General features: G+C 49.8%; 11 protein-coding genes. 3 read left to right on the top strand and 8 right to left on the bottom strand.

Annotated features, from left to right (window positions below):
- Positions 1-25: 25 nt before the first annotated feature.
- Positions 26-814, top strand: a complete 789-nt coding sequence (locus ACTU3N_RS08930; protein ID WP_443085769.1) for an OBAP family protein — start codon at positions 26-28, stop codon at positions 812-814.
- Between the two features lie 57 nt (positions 815-871).
- Here the strand turns inward: ACTU3N_RS08930 and ACTU3N_RS08935 are convergent, their stop codons facing one another.
- The 6 genes from ACTU3N_RS08935 to ACTU3N_RS08960 form a co-directional block, all read right to left on the bottom strand.
- A complete protein-coding gene (locus ACTU3N_RS08935) occupies positions 872-1750 on the bottom strand; it encodes a manganese catalase family protein (protein ID WP_443085770.1) in 879 nt (292 codons plus the stop codon).
- 21 nt (positions 1751-1771) lie between these two features.
- Positions 1772-2278, bottom strand: coding sequence for a ferritin-like domain-containing protein (locus ACTU3N_RS08940; RefSeq protein ID WP_443085771.1), 507 nt, complete (start codon positions 2276-2278; stop codon positions 1772-1774).
- 56 nt (positions 2279-2334) lie between these two features.
- Positions 2335-2832, bottom strand: coding sequence for a YciE/YciF ferroxidase family protein (locus ACTU3N_RS08945; RefSeq protein WP_443085772.1), 498 nt, complete (start codon positions 2830-2832; stop codon positions 2335-2337).
- 697 nt (positions 2833-3529) lie between these two features.
- The gene (locus ACTU3N_RS08950) at positions 3530-4360 is read right to left on the bottom strand and encodes a hypothetical protein (RefSeq protein ID WP_443085773.1); all 831 of its coding nucleotides are present in this window, start codon (positions 4358-4360) and stop codon (positions 3530-3532) included.
- Entirely contained in the window at positions 4361-4558 is a 198-nt protein-coding gene (locus ACTU3N_RS08955; RefSeq protein ID WP_443085774.1) for a hypothetical protein, read from the bottom strand. It lies immediately after the preceding gene.
- A 63-nt stretch (positions 4559-4621) separates the two neighbouring features.
- The gene (locus ACTU3N_RS08960; protein WP_443085775.1) at positions 4622-5944 is read right to left on the bottom strand and encodes a cation:proton antiporter; all 1323 of its coding nucleotides are present in this window, start codon (positions 5942-5944) and stop codon (positions 4622-4624) included.
- Between the two features lie 155 nt (positions 5945-6099).
- Here ACTU3N_RS08960 and ACTU3N_RS08965 point away from each other — a divergent pair, with 155 nt between their 5' ends.
- Entirely contained in the window at positions 6100-6423 is a 324-nt protein-coding gene (locus ACTU3N_RS08965) for a hypothetical protein (protein WP_443085776.1), read from the top strand.
- A gap of 90 nt (positions 6424-6513) precedes the next feature.
- Complete coding sequence (locus tag ACTU3N_RS08970) at positions 6514-8883, top strand: phosphoketolase family protein (protein WP_443085777.1); 2370 nt, start codon at positions 6514-6516, stop codon at positions 8881-8883.
- Positions 8884-9091: 208 nt separating this feature from the next.
- Here the strand turns inward: ACTU3N_RS08970 and ACTU3N_RS08975 are convergent, their stop codons facing one another.
- Positions 9092-9769 (bottom strand): type 1 glutamine amidotransferase domain-containing protein, encoded by a 678-nt coding sequence (locus ACTU3N_RS08975; protein ID WP_443085778.1) that lies wholly within the window; start codon positions 9767-9769, stop codon positions 9092-9094.
- Between the two features lie 108 nt (positions 9770-9877).
- Positions 9878-18445: a hypothetical protein gene (locus ACTU3N_RS08980; protein ID WP_443085779.1), complete on the bottom strand. Its 8568-nt coding sequence runs from the start codon at positions 18443-18445 to the stop codon at positions 9878-9880.
- Positions 18446-19153 lie beyond the last annotated feature (708 nt).

Here is a 19153-nt window from a genome sequence, read left to right on the forward strand (position 1 = left end):
AGCTCACAGGATGAAAGGAGACACAATGAAACCGTTACCTCTGCTGCTGGTTGCGACATTGAGTGTGGCTGGCTGTGGCGCAAATAATACGCCGCCAAACGCACCGACTGCAGGCGATAAAACCTCCACAAAACTACGTACCCTTGATGCGGGGGCTGCGCTGTTACAATCGCGCCCGCCGATTGATGCCATCAATACGTATCTTGATGGTTTTCATTTTTACAGCGGCGACAAAGATGGTCAGATGGAAGCGCATCACTATGTCACGGTATTGAATGACGACCTGATGCAGGCGGTTATCTACGATGGTAATACGAAAGATGCGCGGCTGATGGGCGTGGAGTACATCATCAGTGAGCGCCTGTTTACGTCGCTGCCCGCCGAGGAGAAAAAGCTCTGGCACAGCCATCGTTACGAAGTGAAGTCCGGGAGCCTAATCGCGCCCGGTTTGCCTGCGCCAGCCGATAAAGCGTTAATGAGCAAAGTCGTGAATACCTATGGTAAAACCTGGCATACCTGGCACACGGAGCGCGATAACACGCTGCCGATGGGGACACCGGCGCTGATGATGGGGTTCACGGCTGACGGGCAGCTGGACCCGCGTTTACTGGCCGACCGGGATCGCCGCCTGGATGTGGATACGCAGGCCATTCGCGAGGCGCGCAAGGATTTACCCGCGCGCCCGGTGGCGCCAGGAGCCGATGCCTGGCAGCAGGGGGAAGTTATCCAGCTTCAGCGTATTCGCGGTTCCGGCGAACATGGCCGGGGAAGCACGGACCATTTTGGTCAGGCGGAGCAACTGCCGTCATTATAAAGTCGACACCACGCAAAAAGCCCCTGTGAGAGGGCTTTTCAGGCGTCATTGCTAAAGTTATTTCACTTCTTTTGGCTCGCCAATGCCCAGTTCCGCACCGGTAATAGGATCAACTTTCTGATCGGATTTGGTGCGTTCACGCATGGCGTCCAGCATCGCCAGCTGTTCAGGCGTGAGTTTTACCGTCACCAGTCCATCGCCGCCATTGACGGCAGGTTGCGGATCGGCAACATAGGTGAAGTTCTCATCACTGTTCCAGCTGCCGCGCGGATCGTCACCCTGCGACATGTTGTAGTACACGTCGGTATACTGCTCGACCGGAGGCAATTTACCCGGCGGGAAATTGTTGCGAATGGCATGCAGCGCTTTCTCGAATGAAAGCATATGCGCCACTTCACGCGTCATCAGGAAACTCAGTGCATCTTTTACGCCCGGATCGTCGGTGACATTTATCAGACGCTCATAGATGATTTTCGCGCGGGCTTCTGCGGCGATGTTGGATCGCAGATCCGCCGTCACTTCGCCGATGGTATCAATGTAAGATGCCGTCCAGGGCTTGCCGCCTGAGTTTGTCAGGGCAGGGCCGCCGCCATAGAGCAAGGAGGTGACATGGCTGTCGTTACCGTTTTGCGTTAAGGAACGGTAAAGGTCAGCTTCACTTTCCGTTCCCTCAGCCAGTGCGCCTTTTGTCCCTTTGTTAAGCATGCCCATCAGCGAGCCGATAATCTCCAGATGGCTTAATTCCTCGGTCGCGATATCCATTAACATCTCTTTACGACCGACGTCATCATCGCCCAGACCCTGAGTAAAGTAGCGGCATGCTGCGGCGAGTTCGCCCTGCGGGCCGCCAAATTGCTCCAGTAATAAATTCGCCAGCCCTGGGTTAGGTTCGCTAACGCGAACGGTATATTGCAATTGCTTCACATGACGAAACATAATTACTCTCCCTTTTATCTGTTATTTTTTGGCTTCTACGCCTTTCGCTGCGCTACGCAGTAAAAATTGTTCTGTTACGTCAGGAATATGATTAATGGCCCAGTCTGCCATCGCTTGTTCCTGCGCAAGAATTTGCTTAAACACGGCAACACTTGCGGTATCACCCACTTTTTCAGCGGCGCTGATAAGTGAGGTGTAACAGGCAATTTCGAATTGCTCAAAGGCGTAGCTACTGATTGCGCCTTTTACGATTTCGTCAGAGGCAAACATTCCGCCAGCGGCCTGGCCCATTGCCGCCATTTTACTGGTGGCATCTTTCATTAATGAGCGATTAATACCGTTGCGGTCGATAACCTCGTCGAGTAATTTAATTTGCTGCTCGGTTTCAGCCAGGTGCTGCTCAATTCTGGCACGCAGATCCGGGTAATTATCGATGCGCCCGCTCATAGATTTGAGCATTGATTCCGCTTGTTTTTCCATCGCGTGAGCATCACGCAGCCAGTCATGGTAATTTTCGAGTGGCGTCATATTAACCTTCCTTTAATTATCGTCGTGTTAATTGTGGTATCAGTCAGAAAATATGATTATTTACCCGCAGCTTGCGGATTGATTTTCGACGTAGCAATTTTTGTCAGCAGATCGTCGGTTTTTTTCTCTTCTTCAAGGGTTTGGCCCAGCAGGGTTTTGGCTTGTTTCATACCCAGCTGATCGGCCAGGGTACACAGGGAGCCGTAAGAGGCGATTTCATAATGTTCGACTTTTTGCGCGGCGGCGATCAGCGCAACGTCACGCACGCTGCCTTTATCGCTGGCTTCAATCACTTCTTTTGCCTCGTCAATCAAACCCTCCATCGCATGGCATTTCATACGTTTTAGTTTGATATTCGGCTCAGCCTCCAGCAGTTGGTCGAGACGCTCAATCTGCCCCTGTGTTTCTTCAAGGTGCTGTTTAAAGGCATCAACCAGCTCTTTGTTGTCTGCTTCGCGGGCAAGTTTGGCCAGTGCGCGGGTCAGCTGTTTCTCAGCGTTGTAAATATCAGACAAACTATGAATAAAAAGGTCAGTCAGAGAATTAATTTGCATAGAGATATATCCATCTGGTCAGTAGGTGTCAGGGTGGCGATATTTTTCCGCCATGCGAAATGAAACTTTTTACGGTTCAGAATAAAGGTGTGGTCATTTTATAAATGAATGCCACGGCAGCGTGTTGCGCATTCAGGGGGAAATGATACTCCCTGATATAATGCCTGCTGCACGCTTCTTTCATATTATTCTCCCGGTGCGAAATTTAAATATCTGACATATATTCAGCAATGTGTCAGTGGTGTCGTAAATAAAATTAGTCGCTGGCGTAAAATAGTCAAATGAGGTGGGTAAACAAGCGAGGCAGGAAATAATTCAGGGATTGTCTTTTAAGAAAAATAAGCTAGTAAAATAATTTTCTAAGTGAAATAAAATACTTATGGTTTGCACATGTTTGTTTTGTGAACAATATCAACTTTTGGCTGTGGGTCAGTACATCGATGATTTACGTTCATTGAATTAAATTTACATTTCTATACATTTTGCGGCGCAGGCTGAAAAAAAATTCACGCTGTTTTGGGAGTAATCCCAGCGCAGGCTAAGGTATTTTTCACTGGTATGGGAGCCAAATCGTAGCGGTGGATTGCAAAAAGCTGACCGGTTCGCGGCGCTTAGTGCGCTTGTATGCTTCACCCGGCTTTAAGCAGCGGTGCAGTGTTGCTGCAATCCATCCTTAACGCCGGGCGTTGCTGCCGTTTTAGCTTGTCGCATCGCGTGGCGATGATTTATGCGTGCTGACGCCTTGCGCTTCCGGGTTTTCGCTAAGCGTGGCGGTTTTATTAAAGCCCATCGCCAGCACTTGTGCCGGGTCGAATAACGACAGGCTTTCGACCTGGGAGAGCATGATGACTTTACGAAAATCCATCGCAGAGCGCGGCTCCGAGCACAAATCTATATCATGATCGGCATACCAGGCGCTGTAATTATGCTCCACATGCAGATCGAGGGTTTTGTTGTCCCGGTAACCGCTCAGTAACGGGATCAGCACAATATTGTTGGCATCGCCGCTGTCAAAGGTCGCCGTCTGGATCATACCGATGTAGATGCGCTGGGATTTCAGCGTTAACCACGCCAGGTCGCCATTTTCCATACACTGATACACCAGGCCTTCCACACCGTTGGCGCGGGAGAGATGCTTGTAAAGCTCGCGGCGGCCGCGGCTGTCCAGGCGCGCGCTGGCAGACCAGTTTGAGTGCCAGAGGCAAAACACCACGGCAAAGGTCAGCATAATGACTACCGGCGCCTGAATGCCCAGAAAGCTCCAGTTCATAAAAGACATCTGCAGGTGATGATACTCAGGGCCAAACCATGCCGGAAAAAGGTTCATCATCGAGGAGGCGAGCAGCAGCGCCAGCCACAGCACGCCGGTTGCCAGCATCCCTTGCAATACGAAGATGCAGCCATAAAGCGCGACCAGAAAGTAGACATCCCAGCCGAAGCTGCGTTTGAATTTAAAGCGGGTCGTTAAATCGTGCGAGGTGTACCAGTATCCGCAAACCATTAACACCATAAATATTGCTGTACCCATTTACGCCCTCTTTAATGCATCGACATGCCGTTTGAAATCATCCTGTACCTCCTGACAATGGATATTGACGGAGGTATTCCCATCAGTGTCGACAATGATTCTGTCTCCCTCTTCAATGGCGTCTATCATCTCCCCGTGGCTCATCACTTGCAGTAATTGATCCGGGCTTGAAAAGAGCGAGTGCAGCATTTTCTTCATAAATCAAAGACCTCCTGGCGATAAATATCGAAATGACTCCAGCATGGCGTAAGTTTCCTCCTGTCAGAGCTGCGTTTTTTTGTCGCGATAGCGGATAAGTGGCGTGACGGTAATACCGTGAACCAGCACGCTTATCGTCACCACCGTAATAGCCAAATTAGTGACGGTATTCATCCCGTCGCCCTGAAAACCATGTACCCATGCCCAGGCAATATAGTTAAGGCTGCCGATGCCGCGAATACCGAGCCAGCCCACGAAGATGCGTTGTAGCAGGGGACTTTTGCTGCGCCAGGAGACGATGAGCACCGCCAGCGGCCGGATAACGAAAAAGATGATGGCGGCAAGCAGCAGGGCGCGCGTGTCCCAGTGTTGCGCCAGCGTGACGCCCAACACAATGACCAGCACGGCGGCAAAAATACGCTCCACCGTGTCGCCAAACGAGAGCGCATCGCCGATCAGTAAACCGACTGATTTGACAGGGTTGCGCTCGTTTAGCGCATGCCGCCGGTGCGGGTTAACCAGCATTTCGGCGGGCAAATCGTCTTCGGTTCGTTTATCGGGATATCTTTTTTGCGTACTCACCTCGGCGCTGCGCATCCCGACGCCTGCGGCAAAAGCCGCCAGAAAGCCGGAGGCGCTAAGGGCTAACGCCAGTGAGAAACTCAGGCAGATTAACGCCAGCGCGATAAAATCACTGGGCGCGACCACGCCCTGCACCGAGCGCGATCGCGTTGCCAGGATACCTATCAGGCGCCCCAGCGCGAACCCAATAGCCAGCCCGCCAATCAGTGCCCACAGCAGATCCACGCTAAACCAGCGCAGTAACTCTCCGCTATCAATGGTATCGCCGGATTTATACAGCAGCAGCGCCAGCATCAAAAAGGGCAGCGCGGTGCCATCGTTCATACCGGCCTCGCTTGAAAGCGCGAAGCGCAGCCGGTCGTCATCCTGCGCATCGTTTATCGATACAAGGCTTGCCAGCACCGGGTCAGTTGGCGCGAGGATAGCGGCTAAGGCCAGCGATAACGACCAGGACAGGCCCGCCAGATAGTGGCTCACCAGCATGATAGCCGCGATGGTCAGCAGCATGGCGGGTAAGGCCAGTTTGATGCCCATCTTCCAGTAAGGGGAGTTCAGCGGCAGACGTATTTTAAGCCCGGTAATAAATAGCGACGCCGCCATAGCGATTTCTGTGATTCGGCTGACCAGCGGCGCATGTGCCACGATGTCAATGTGCAGAATATCAAGCACCCAGGGCCCACACAGCACACCCACCAGCAAATAGAGTCCAAACACCGGCACGGGGACACGGCTTATCCATCCAGAGAATAATGACATCAACAACAACAGCCCGCCTGTTGCTGCCGTCCATGCAAGATAACTCATACTTCTACATCCTTTCTGAAATAACGTAACACTCTGCCAGACCAAGTATATGCCGCTTCAGCGGACGCGCCGGGAGGAGACGTATTTTTCAGTCTGGTCTGTAAGCCGCCCCGTTTCTGGCTATGCTTACTGACTCAATCAATAAAGGAGGCGTAATGACCAAAAAATTGATGCAGGAATACCTGGTGTTAGGTGGTGAGCATCACGGTGAAGTGTGGCGCGGTATCTACCCGGCGATGGGGCTAAACCTCTCTACGCAGGATGAGCGAAACGGTCAATTCTTCGACCGGGCGGGGGAGCGCAAAGTGACGCTGGCAGGCCAGGAGCAATATTTTATCTCTGAATGGTGCTGCGCTGAGGGCGACAGCTATTTGCTGGCAAGTGTGGAAGATCTGGCAACATTTGATATTGCCGAAGAGATAGCGCAAGTCTCGCCACCGCTGCGCCCCGTAAGCGGTACCGTGGAGGACTGGGTCTGAATGCGCGGCTCACCTGTCTGGCAGGGTCGGTATTCCTCTATTAGGGGTAAGTAAGACTTTTTTACTATTGCGCCCGAACAGAGGATTCCAATGACACAAGCCACTGCTGACTTCACGCTTCTTGACCGCTACTGGCGCGCCGCAAATTATTTATCCGTCGGGCAAATCTATCTGATGGATAACCCCCTGCTGCGCGAACCGCTGAAACCTGAGCATATTAAGCCGCGCCTGCTGGGGCACTGGGGCACGACGCCGGGGCTGAATTTTATCTATGCGCATTTAAACCGGGTCATTTGCCAGCGTGATATCAATATGCTTTATGTCTGCGGGCCGGGTCACGGCGGGCCGGGGATGGTCGCCAACACCTGGCTTGAAGGCAGCTACAGCGAGATTTACCCGCATATCGCAGACGATATCACCGGGATGCAGCAGCTTTTCAGGCAGTTCTCCTTTCCCGGTGGCATCCCAAGCCACGCTGCGCCGGAAACGCCAGGCTCGATTAACGAAGGCGGCGAGCTGGGGTATTCACTCTCCCACGCGTTCGGGGCGGTGTTTGATAACCCTGAGCTGATTGCCGCCTGTGTTATTGGCGACGGGGAGGCCGAAACCGGGCCGCTGGCGTCAAGCTGGTACGGTATCAAGTTCCTTAACCCGCAGCACGATGGTGCAGTGCTACCGATTTTGCACCTCAATGGCTACAAAATCGCCAACCCAACGTTGCTCGGTCGTAGCAGCGATGAAGACCTGCGCCAGTTGTTCAGCGGCTATGGCTACGAACCGATGCTGGTGAGCGGGCATGAGCCTGCGGATATGCATCAGCAAATGGCTCAGGCACTGGATAAGGCGCTGGATAAAATTCGCCATATTCAGCAGCTGGCGCAGGCATCTGAGTTACCGCGCTGGCCGATGATCATTTTGCGCAGTCCTAAAGGCTGGACCGGCCCACAAAGCGTGGACGGTAAAAAAGTGGAAGATTTCTGGCGCTCGCACCAGGTGCCGGTTTCCTCCTGCCGGGAAAATGACGCCCATCGCCAGATCCTCGAAGAGTGGATGCGCAGTTACCATCCTGACGACCTGTTTGATGAGCAAGGAAGGCTCAAGCCTGAGCTTCGCGCACTCGCGCCGCGTGGCGATAAACGCATGGGGGCTTCGCCCTGGGCAAACGGCGGCAGGTTGCGCCGGGAACTGCATACGCCCGCGCTGGAATCTTATGCTGTTGACGTGGCTTCACCCGGTGAAACCCAGGCGGAATCCACCGCCGCGCTGGGGGCGTATCTGGAGGGGATTTTTATGCAAAACCCGGACAATTTTCGCTTATTTGGTCCGGATGAAACGGCGTCGAACCGCCTGAGTAAAGTCTTTGAGGTGACGAGCCGTACCTGGCGGGAGCCGCTCAAACCTTACGATGAACAACTTGCCCCGGACGGGCGGGTGATGGAAATTCTCAGCGAGCATCAGTGCCAGGGCTGGCTTGAAGGGTATTTGTTAACCGGTCGTCATGGCCTGTTTAATTGCTACGAAGCGTTTATTCATATTGTTGATTCAATGTTTAATCAGCACGCAAAGTGGCTGAAGGTGACGCGTAGTCTTCCCTGGCGAAAACCCATATCGTCGCTGAACTATCTTCTCTCTTCTCACGTCTGGCGCCAAGACCATAACGGTTATAGCCATCAGGACCCTGGTTTTATTGATCACGTCGCGAATAAAAAAGCGGATATCGTGCGTATCTATCTGCCGCCGGATGCCAACACGTTGCTGCATGTGGCGGATCACTGCCTGAAAACCTGGGATCGTATTAATGTGATTGTGGCCGGTAAACAGCCTGCGCCTCAGTGGCTGACGCTGGAGAAGGCGGCAAAACATTGCGCGGCAGGCATGGGCGTCTGGCAATGGGCCGGGACGATGGAGGCAGGTGCCACACCGGATGTGGTGATGGCGTGCGCCGGAGATGTGCCGACGATGGAGACACTGGCGGCGGTCGATCTGTTGCGGGGGTATTTTCCCACGTTGCGTATTCAGGTCGTCAATATTGTGGATCTGATGGCGCTGCAAACGCCGGAGCAGCATCCGCATGGCGTCAGCGAGCGTGATTTCGACGCGCTCTTCACTCAGGATAAGCCGGTGATTTTTGCTTTTCATGGCTACCCCAGCCTGATCCATCGCCTGATCTATAAGCGTAATAACCAGCGCAATTTTCACGTGCACGGATTTATGGAAGAGGGCACCACCACCACGCCGTTTGATATGACGGTGATGAATGAGCTGGACCGTTTCCATCTGGCACAGGCGGCTATTGTGCATACGCCTTCATTGCAGGGTAAAGCGGACGCTATTCTTGATGAGCTGGCGGAGAAAATTGCCAGTCATCATCAGTATGTGCGTGAATATGGTGAGGATTTTCCCGAAGTGCGTAACTGGAAATGGCCGTCGCAGCAAGGCGGCGAATCGTTCCCGGAATAAAGGTGGACGAAAGGAAAAGCGATGCGCTTTGGTGGATTTGCGCTTATGTGCCAATGTTTATAACGTCGGCAGGCGCGGCGTTATCGAACCTGGCCGTACAGAATCCACCGGGTTTTATTCGCTTATGGATTTTACCTGCCATAGGTCTGACACTCTGAAATCACCCGCCAGAAGGGTCCGCATGATGCGCCTTCTGGCGGGGTAACAATTAGCGCAGCTGTTTTAGCAGCGCCTGGGCCACATTTTCGGAACTTGCCGGGTTTTGCCCGGTGACCAGCTTGCCGTCTTCAACCACATAGGGTGCCCAGTCGGCGCTTTTGCTGTAGTTCGCGCCAAGCGCAATCAGCTCGTCTTCCACCAGGAAAGGCACAACCTTTGTCAGTCCGACACCGTCTTCCTCGCCATTGGTAAAACCGGTAACGTTACGGCCTTTTACCAGCGGTTCGCCGGAAGCGGCTTTGACATGGCGCAGCACGCCCGGTGCGTGGCAGACGAAACTGATAGGTTTATCAGCACGGGCGAAAGATTCAATCAGCTTGACAGAGGTGTCTGATTCAGCGAGATCCCACAGCGGGCCGTGACCGCCGGGGTAGAACAGGGCGTCAAAATCCTCCTGACGGACGCTGTCGAGTTTTACCGTATTTGCCAGCGCATGCTGCGCCGCTGAGTCCTTTTTAAAGCGCTGTGTCAGCGCGGTCTGAAAGTCCGGTAAATCACTTTTCGGGTCCAGCGGCGGCTGCCCGCCTGCCGGGGAAGCAAGAACAATCTCTGCGCCTGCATCTTTAAAAACATAATAAGGTGCCGCAAATTCCTCCAGCCAGAAACCGGTTTTCTTACCGGTTTGGCCCAGTTCACTGTGCGAGGTCAGTACCATCAATACCTTCATCTGCATCTCCTTTTTTCAGCCAGTGAGTTGATTCTGAAAGCCTGCGACCAGGCGCAGGCTTTATTAAAAGTAAACTATAGCTGGCTATGCCGTGTAACGAAAATGGCGCTAAAGATGCCGCTCGGCTGACCCATAATAACTCAGCGCTAAAAGTTTATAATCCAGATCATTTTGTTCATCTGCAACATCACGTCTGACGGTGGTTACCTGGCCGAGTTTTGCAATATCCAGAATATAACGGGTAACGCTGTCCGCATTCTCAATAATGATATTCGCCCTCACCATCGGGTTGTCATTAATGAATTTTATCGCAGCCGCATCATCGGGCTGTTGCATATTTAAGTGCTTAAATATGGCCGGTATTGTATTTCGCCACGAGGAGGTTTTTTTAATATTTCCGGTGCTTAGCAGGGAATCCAGTCTCCTCACCCCGAGCTGTACATCCTGTTCGCGGAAATTCATATCAAGCGTATAAAAGACGTCCACCGTATCAGCAGCAGTATGCGAAGATTCATGGATAATATAATGTTCCTGCGTTCTTTCTACCGCCGCCTGTTGGGGGGACGAGGACTTCACTTTGGGGAAAAAGTCATCAATGACAAACATACGCCGCAGCCCGTCGCCGGACAGGACAAACGCCATTATTGATGAGGGTTCATTTTTAAGCTTGGTGGGATAATATCTGGGTATTTTCGGATCTTCGGCACGTATAGTGGAAGAAATAGCAATATTTTTATAATCAATCTCCTGGGATTCCTCAATATAACCTTTGATGCGTGATGAAATCACTTTTAAACGCTCTTTCACCTGGTTGATAATATCGGTATTAACCGTATCGAAAGCCACGGAAATATAATCATCGATCTTCTCCTGCATGGCCGCATTATCCAGCTTCGCCAGAGTGTTACTCAGCGTATTTTTTACGCGGATCATTGCATTACGCAACTGTGCGCGGCTTTCAATGATATAAGGCGGAACTTGCAGTTTAGCGAATTCGTTGGTTTCAAATCCATACCAGGTTTCATAGGGGATTTCTTTAAAAACGCTTTGCAATGAGTGGGTGACCAGTGCATCGACCGTATGCGGGCGCAGGTAGACCTGGCCTTCTTTAAGCGGGGCGAAGCCTTTTGAACCTGGCTGAGTGGTCGTAGTAAACTCCTGATCAAATGCCCATCTACCGATCGCCAGCCCGGAATTATAATGAACTCCCTCTCCAGCCGCACTGACCGCAGTGGAAGTTGAAGGTTGGTTTTGCGGCGTCGTACCACGCTCAAATTTACGGCACATATAAAGATTCAGCCTGGCCTGTTTATCACCAAAAAGATTTGAAATGGATGTCATCAGCGTTTCGGAATCCATGCTGGGGGACAACATATGGAGCATATTTTTATTATATTTTCGGGCCAGATGATAAGGATTAGGCGCAGCACCGGTAAACTCACTAATCGTATATTTTTCAGTTGTCTCGCCCGGATTTTTAATTTCTTTAGCGGTAAATCTGCCGCTAATAAAATCTACCGCGCTACCTTTATAAGGCACCAGTTGATGACCCGGCGCGGTGTAATATTTTACTTCAATATTATTGGGGACTATGCTCGGGACACGCGATGTTTTCCCGTGTCCCTGTAAGTACAAATCAGATGTTGCACTCTTTGTGTGATACAGGCTGAATTGCGGAAACTCTATTCGTACAACATTACCAGGCATATGAACTATTTTTGTTGCACCGGTGGAAACCAGGCGCTCATCGTGTGGATCAAATCTGAAGACTTCAGAATACCCCGCTTCCACACTGCTGCGCTCATACAGTTCAAGTTCAGGGTAGTATTTCATCATACAGCCGTAACTACTGCTGTGCGGGATAATCGAAATATTACCGGAGATAGGATGATAATAATAAATCTGGCGAACTTCGTTTGGCGCGCCGACTTCAACAATTCGTTGGCTTTTACCCAGGAATTGAATTGGGTAATAATTATTTTGCCATTTCAGGTAGAGGTTATTATCCGCCGTACTGAAGACATTTTTACTCCCCGGAACTGCGGTGACATCTTTAGCGTCGAAACGTAATCGGTTCAGGAACGAAATTTCCAGCTCTCTCGGCGTTAATTCATCGGTATAATTTTCCGTACCGGAAAAAAATGTGTTCACGCCACGTTTTACTCCATGATTTTTTACCCACGGGTGCAGAACAAAGACATCCTGCTGATAGGTTGCCACACGGTAATGGAGATCCTGCGTCATGAGGGTGACAAAGTGATGAGAATTAAGCGTTACATGAGCACGGAAACCCACATCATTGCGGAACATATAGTTAAATTTAAGCGAGTTCTCCGGCATATCATTTAAAATATTAACATTGGATTGATAAACAGGTGTTTTGCTCAGGTATTTCGAAATGACACTGTGCAATTTTGTTTTCTGTTGCGTACTGAATTTACCTGCCACCAGCGACTTTTGTATCTGTGCATAGGCATCTTTGATGTTGATATGAGCGCCATCTTTTAGCGGAACATTTAAAAGATCGAATGTTCTCTTCGATGAGAGCATGACGGCATCAAGAACAGCGCCGGTAAGTTCACGTGTGGATACACTTTTCGTTGTTTCATCCAGACCCAGGTCGTCGATATTTATAAACAACATATCGTCATTTCCTTCGCCAATATATACCGGGCTGGTGATTTTATTTACATATTTCGCAGACTTGGATGGGTTGGTCTGGATAGCCGTAATAAGTTTAATATTGCGTCTGGCTAACTCATCTTTAGCGCTGAGAAGCCGTGAATATAAAGAATTTTGCACTTCGCTGAGAAATTTAGTGTCATCGCTTTCAAATATTTCACTGAGGTAATCTTCTATCAGGGGGTTATTATAGTCCAGCGGGTTAAGTGATTTAAGAACACTTACCAGCATGGTGTTTTGCAGATAATCCATCTGCCCGGAGATATGAATCCTGGCTTGTTGCAATGTCGGGTTATAGGTTCCCCTGGTAGTATGAAGGTCATGGATTTCGACGACAAAATCATTATTTTTTAAAATATTATCTGGTATCAACGCTTTTTTTGCCATCTCTAATAACGCGCTATCTGAAGGGCGTGTTTGCGGCGTAGTGGTTATTTCCAGCGGTCTTTCAACATAAATATCTTCAGAGAGCTGTACTTGATTCATTAATGATTCTATCTCATTGGCATTCTCCATATTGATAAATGGGCGATTTTTTATAAACATTCTGGCCTGTTCAGGTGTTATATTCACTTTCTCGGCAAGATAATTGACAATATCAACGAAATTTATCGTGTCGCCATCCTTAATAACAACAACAGTGGCAATTTCTTTCTCCCGGTTAAAAAAATCACTGCGGCCAGTTACTTTGACACAGGGATAACCTGTTGGGTTTTCTTCTTTATTTGTTTTGCTAAGTATTTTTGCATTAAAATAATTACCGGCATAGTTTAAATAATGTTGATTAGTCTTCTTGTCCTGATATAAACCGGGGATCTCACCCGTACGCACTGGCGTCAGCTTGGACAAGGCGGGCAGGGTATTAGAGGTCATTTCTTCGCGTATTGCCCGGTGCAATCTTATATTAAGATCGGTATCAATCGAAAGCCCTTGCGCGACACAGGATGAACCACCGCCGGGCGTCCTCGTTACGCGACACTGTTTCTGACTAATGTATTCGATAAGCGATCTCTCTCTTGTTGTCTCTCTGATGCGAAACCACACGCCATTATCTGACCAGAGTTTAATTGGCGTGCTACCGTAGCGCGGTTTCGAGGTAAACTGAATATCCTTATCCGTACGCGACGTTACAACGAAATTCTCATCATCGACAGTAAATAATGAACTGCTAGACTTGGCCTCTGTGCTGGTTAATTTAACTGCATATTTTCGCAAATAATCCAGCGCGGCCGATTCGATCCTGAATGGAGTATTTTTATCTTTAACACTGAGTGTCTTAAGAGTAAAAAGCATATCGTCGCCATGTTCTAATGAAAAATAACCTTTATTAAACTTAATCTGTGCATCTGAATAATCAGGTAAAGTAAAAACATTGTCTGTTTGTGTGCCGCTTTGCTTATTGACTTTATAATAAACATTGTCTTTTTTAAGATAAGCATTTCCCCAGTAGTCATAACTTAACCCATTTGATTCGCGCATAGCGCCAAAACGAGCCTGAGTAACATCCATGCTGGCATCGTCTTTATTTGCCAGCAGAATTTTCAGGTTACGATCCATTCTTACTGACGGACGTTCAAAATCCCAGCCATAAGGACTCCAGACAAGTAACCGCTGTTCTTCGTCCGGCACCGATTCAAGCGTGGTATAAGCGATGGTTTGTCCATCGATACTTTCGAGCCGGGCAGGGATAAAATCCATGTCAATAAATACACCAGTGAGCGTCGGTTTGCCGGGGATTTTAATAATTATGCTGTCCTTCGCGCCTGCTTCAGCAACGGCATTGCGTGGGAGATCATTGAGTGGGTAGCGATATTTCGTCTGTACCACTCTGGATTCTTTATCCATATTTTTTTTGGCGCTATAAAACATATCCCAGCGATTTTCTTGCTGATTGAATTTGACCTGTTGGTAATGCCCGTTCTCATCCTGAACGACCGTTGTCGCTTCATCTGTTGTTTCGAGCATATATTCCCTTTCCTTTATTTTAATGTAGGGATTACCGTCAGATTTAAAGGAAAAACGATTAGCGAAGGGGAAACTGGTTTTACCTGGATTTAAAGTATCGGGTTTACTGATAAACTTCACGCGCTGCGCGCCGTTAAGCATCGGAATTTCTGTGCGGAAGAAGGAAAATACCTGGAGAATGGCATTTAACACCAGCGATAATACATCACCGATACTGATACTTTTCCCGTCCAGTGCGTCGGCAATCAGAATAAGCGTCGGGCCGAGCAGGTTCTTTAACGCAAACGCGGGCCAAAAGATTGGTACCAGACCCAGCACGGTATTGATGATGGCATCAAACACCTCGACCCTGTCAGCCAGCCAGTAAACATCCTCCGGCGTGGGACAATCCCCTCCTTTGATTTCCAGTTCATAAATTTCCTGCCAGGCAAGCGCATTGGTGACAGCAGGGGCGACTAATGCCTGGCCGATTAAACGTAACATATGCGAGACGGTTAATTTTTTTTCACCCAGGCAGGCGAGTTCTGGTATTTCCACGCGCACCACGTTGCCGTGCCCCTCGACATAAATCATATCTTCGTTTTCACCGAGTTTTCGCCCCTGGAATCGAATAGCGATAGGGTGGCGCCAGCCCTGCGGTTTATCCTTCTCGACGACGGTGCCCGACTCTGGCGGATTGTCAGTTTGTTCGGGTAAAAAAACGTTGTCATTCGGATCGGGAATATAGTGCCCGTGCGTGTTTTTGATATTGATTTGCGGGTGGCGGAAAAACTGGTCGCTTTTTTTATGTGAGTGTGTTTCCGGTCTCTCTGTGCTGTGATTTTCCGTGGTATTTGACGGCAGTTTGGGAGCGCCAAGACCTATACCCACACCGGCTCCGGCAAGTGCGCCACCGCCTGCGGCCGGGGCGAGTATATCCCTTATCGGGTGTAAGGGGCTTCCTCCTGGCAGTGGGGGGGCAGGAACAGGTGGAACAGGCACCGGGGGCACCGGAACGGGCGGTGCTGGCAGGCCAGGAGAATCTGGCGTCGGGCCACGCGGTGGGCTCGGCGAATCCGCATCGTCGCCTAATTCTTCACCCGGATGTGAGTCCGTGTCGTCGGTATCTTCAATGGAGGTATCTTCGGTATCCTCAGAGACATCCTCTGAGGATTCATCAACGTCACGCCACGAGGAGTCGTCGCTCTCTTCTTCAGAAATTTGCAGCGAGGTATCGTCAGAATCTTCATCGGTATCCTCGACCGATTCTTCTAATGATGTATCAGTATCCCGACGTGAGGCTTCATCGGAATCCTCTACAGATTCTTGCGCTTCTGAAGCATCCGTATCGACGCTTTCGTCAGAGTCTTTTTTGGGTGACCAGTGTAAAGCAGGAAGATGAGGCCACGGCTTTGCCGTCGTTGACGTCGACGTTGACGGCGATGTTGGCGGTGGCGTTATTGTTGACGACGGGCAGGAAGCGCGCAGCGCGCAATACTGTTTAATCCATGCATCAGCCTTTGTCGTTACCTTATTCTTCGAGGCCAGCTGATAAAACGTATCAAGGGAGAGAAGCGTTAAAAGCGGCGCGGAATTCAGATACAAATGGCTTCGATAGGCCGGGTCAAAATGGCTCAGATAGGCCAGTTTTTCCGGCACCATTAGCGAGTTTGTTTTATGTTTATAAGCCGGAACCTGCTGCAGGTATTTTTTGCTCGTTTCTTTTAAAGTTAACCACTGCGGTTGGGTTAGTTTACGCTGTTTTAATCTGTCAGTGACGATATCCCCGGCATCGCATACCGGCGTTGCCATACTTTTAATAGGGGCAATGTCGAGAAAATCGCAGTTGATCCCCTGCTGATAAGCTACGGCCTGGATAATTTCAGCCGAGAGCTGGACTTGCTCATTATTCTCGTGGTTGAGTTTATGCGTATTAATATAAATATGGCCGCTTTCAGGTGACATAAAAACCCTGTTTCCGGCGTTTTTTTCTGTATCCTTAAGTTTTATATCTTTGCCATGTACTAAATAGATATTATCAGCGGAGAGCTGATCGTTTACTTTTTGCAGGTTTTTACGCCAGGTGGCGGCCAACGCTGACTGGAATTCATCGCTGTCCACACCAAATGCATTATGCAGATAGGATTTAATCACCGGCCTGTGAGGAGAGTTATAAGTCAGTGAGGTTTGCAGCGTCGTTAAAACGTCATTTTTTATAAACTGCGTTATGTCTTTTACTGCTGTTTGTTGCTCCTTTTTCCTAGCGTTAATCGTCTTATCCTCTGCCGTTAGCTTGAGAAGTTTTAACTGATTAGGCTTAATTCTGGCAGGGTACAGATGTTCTCTGGCAAACCGCCGCTGCGCGGCAATATCGGTATTTTTCCAGGTTTTTTTAAACGGTTCACCGGCAGGGGCAACATAGTGTTTGCCGGTCGCTAACACTTCGCTGACGGCTTCTTCGACTGAACGAATTTTGGCCGTGTGTCGCCAGGGAAAGTTTTTAAGATAGAGTGCGGCGGCCTCATGTTTTACATTTAACGTTTCGGCAATCAGACTCTCCCAGGTTTTCATTTCAATTTTGTCTGCGTCCCTCTGTATAACAAATGTCGCCAGCTCTTTTTTCGCCCGGTAAAAGTCCCCGGCTTCATAAACCCTGATGCTATTCATCCCGCAAGGATTATTCAAACTTCTGGCATCAATAAACATCGCCGGAAAATATTCGCCACGGTATAAAAAGAGACTTTGCCAGTTGCGTTTATCTAACCATGCGACGGGAAGCGTGAACTCTTCAATTTTCAGAAGATCTTCTGCTGCCGGGTGAATATTGCTGATAAGATCGCTTTGAATAGATTTTAGCAAAAGGCTATGCAGCGACGTTTCAATGCTCAGGGGGAGCAGGGCGTCATTATAATGCAGATCAGTATAGGGTGTTGAAACGCTGCCGTCCCTGACTCTGACAAGCGTATCACCCGTTGACCACAGCACGATATCACGCTCAGATTGCGCCGGGTATTTTGCATGTTTGACATATATCGCGGCATCTGAGTATTCGCGCACGGCGTATTTATTATCCGCAACGATAAGCATTGCGCCGTTTTTTCCTTGCCACAGGCCGGAATAGCGCCAGTACAGCGCGTGGTCGGGTGTATCCGTTAACGATGCAGCATTTTCCCGCAGGTAATTAACGGTATCGCTTTCAATATAAAACGGTTCAGAATTAACAACGGTATTTTTTATTTTATCGTTTTTAAGCGCATGAATAATGTTATCGGCATGTTTGAGTAACATTACGCCGTTCTTCCAGGCGATCGTCGCATTTTTAAAATCTGTAAGCGTCAGCTCGCGTTCAGCATTGCTATTTGCGGCATTACGCTCAACGTTAAAATAGCGATAATCTTTCTTTAAAAACTTTTTACCCGCATTGTCGTCGCTCAGTCCGTTAGCCGGGTCGATTAATTCAAGGGGGCGAACCGGCGTCTTTTTGACACAGCGATCTTTGTCTTCCAGAAGAATTTTCAGGTATTCGTCCATTTTTACCGAGGCAGGTTCAACCTGCCAGCCATAATCACTTTTGGCGATTAACTTTGCGCTGGCCGGTTCATTACAGGCTGCTGGCACCACGGTTTTTGCCGCCAGTGCTGGTTTGCCGGTTTTTTTATGCGTATCAAACCAGGCTGTCGGGATAAATTTACCCCTGGCGAAGACACCACGGTGGTGTTTTGCATCTGTGCTTTTGGCTTCGAGTACATTTAATTCTTCATTGTATTCCATTGCTTTTATTGCAACAGGATCGACCTTGCTCAGACTGTATTCTTCCAGCAGCTTAAGGTTCTCCGGGGTATAACCATGGTTATCCACTTCACTGACAAACTCCCAGGCGCTTTTCTTCTGATTAAAACGCACAAAACGGCAGCTGCCGTCAGCATCGATAATAAATGGCGCACCATCAGGCATAGTCGATAAGAGAAATGCCTGCTGGCCCACGGTAATCCAGGCATAACCATTGCGGGCGAAAAAGCGGGGAAAGAGTTCTGCGTCATTTTTATTCACCTGATAGAGACGCAGGTGCTCCGGTATCGAAAGCGTTGGGATAAGCACCTCAATCATCAGCGCTAACTGTTTCTGGCGCAGCGCCAGTGCGTCCGCGCTAAGCGGTTGCGGCAAGCTACTGTCCAGCATCTTCAGTAAGGGCATCACCATCAGTTTTGATACCGCGTCAGGCCCGATGCCCGGAAAGCGCGACACCAGTTCATTACGGGTGGTGTTAATGAGCGGCGACAGGTTGCTACTCTGCCAGGACGGTAACGCTCGTTGTCGGTAATCGCTAAGCGCTGCGGCGGGGAGCCAGACAGGCTGTGGATAGTCGTTTTTCATCAAATCATTGGTGTTTGTAAGCGACAGGGCATTGTCCTCTTTACGGGTCAGACCGTACGCTAACAATCCGGTCGCCGCCGCCGCTGAAAACGCGGCCAGCGCGATACCGACACGCGTGCAGGTGCGCGAGCGTTCTGCCTGCTCTCGTTGCGCCTGCTCGCGCTTAGCCATTTCCATTTCCTGTTTCAGGGAGAGGACTTCAATCAGTTTCGCGTTGCGCTCTTTATCGCCCGGCGTCCCGCCACTGGAAAACAGCTCGCTTAACCGCCGCCAGGTGTTATCGGAAATCCACGGCAGGTAATAGCGCAGGGTTTGCGGCGAAGGGTTAACCGATTCCAGCTCGTTGATCACCAGTGGGTGGGTTTCAGGCGTCTTCGTCTCACG

Source organism: Vagococcus sp. WN89Y, from assembly GCF_052220145.1.
In the GTDB taxonomy this organism is placed as follows: domain Bacteria; phylum Pseudomonadota; class Gammaproteobacteria; order Enterobacterales; family Enterobacteriaceae; genus Kosakonia.

Excerpts from the sequence above, each read along its gene's own strand:
- ACTU3N_RS08930 (WP_443085769.1), top strand. The coding sequence starts at position 26 with ATGAAACCGTTACCTCTGCTGCTGGTTGCGACATTGAGTGTGGCTGGC.
- ACTU3N_RS08935 (WP_443085770.1), bottom strand. The coding sequence starts at position 1,750 with ATGTTTCGTCATGTGAAGCAATTGCAATATACCGTTCGCGTTAGCGAA.
- ACTU3N_RS08940 (WP_443085771.1), bottom strand. The coding sequence starts at position 2,278 with ATGACGCCACTCGAAAATTACCATGACTGGCTGCGTGATGCTCACGCG.
- ACTU3N_RS08945 (WP_443085772.1), bottom strand. The coding sequence starts at position 2,832 with ATGCAAATTAATTCTCTGACTGACCTTTTTATTCATAGTTTGTCTGAT.
- ACTU3N_RS08950 (WP_443085773.1), bottom strand. The coding sequence starts at position 4,360 with ATGGGTACAGCAATATTTATGGTGTTAATGGTTTGCGGATACTGGTAC.
- ACTU3N_RS08955 (WP_443085774.1), bottom strand. The coding sequence starts at position 4,558 with ATGAAGAAAATGCTGCACTCGCTCTTTTCAAGCCCGGATCAATTACTG.
- ACTU3N_RS08960 (WP_443085775.1), bottom strand. The coding sequence starts at position 5,944 with ATGAGTTATCTTGCATGGACGGCAGCAACAGGCGGGCTGTTGTTGTTG.
- ACTU3N_RS08965 (WP_443085776.1), top strand. The coding sequence starts at position 6,100 with ATGACCAAAAAATTGATGCAGGAATACCTGGTGTTAGGTGGTGAGCAT.
- ACTU3N_RS08970 (WP_443085777.1), top strand. The coding sequence starts at position 6,514 with ATGACACAAGCCACTGCTGACTTCACGCTTCTTGACCGCTACTGGCGC.
- ACTU3N_RS08975 (WP_443085778.1), bottom strand. The coding sequence starts at position 9,769 with ATGAAGGTATTGATGGTACTGACCTCGCACAGTGAACTGGGCCAAACC.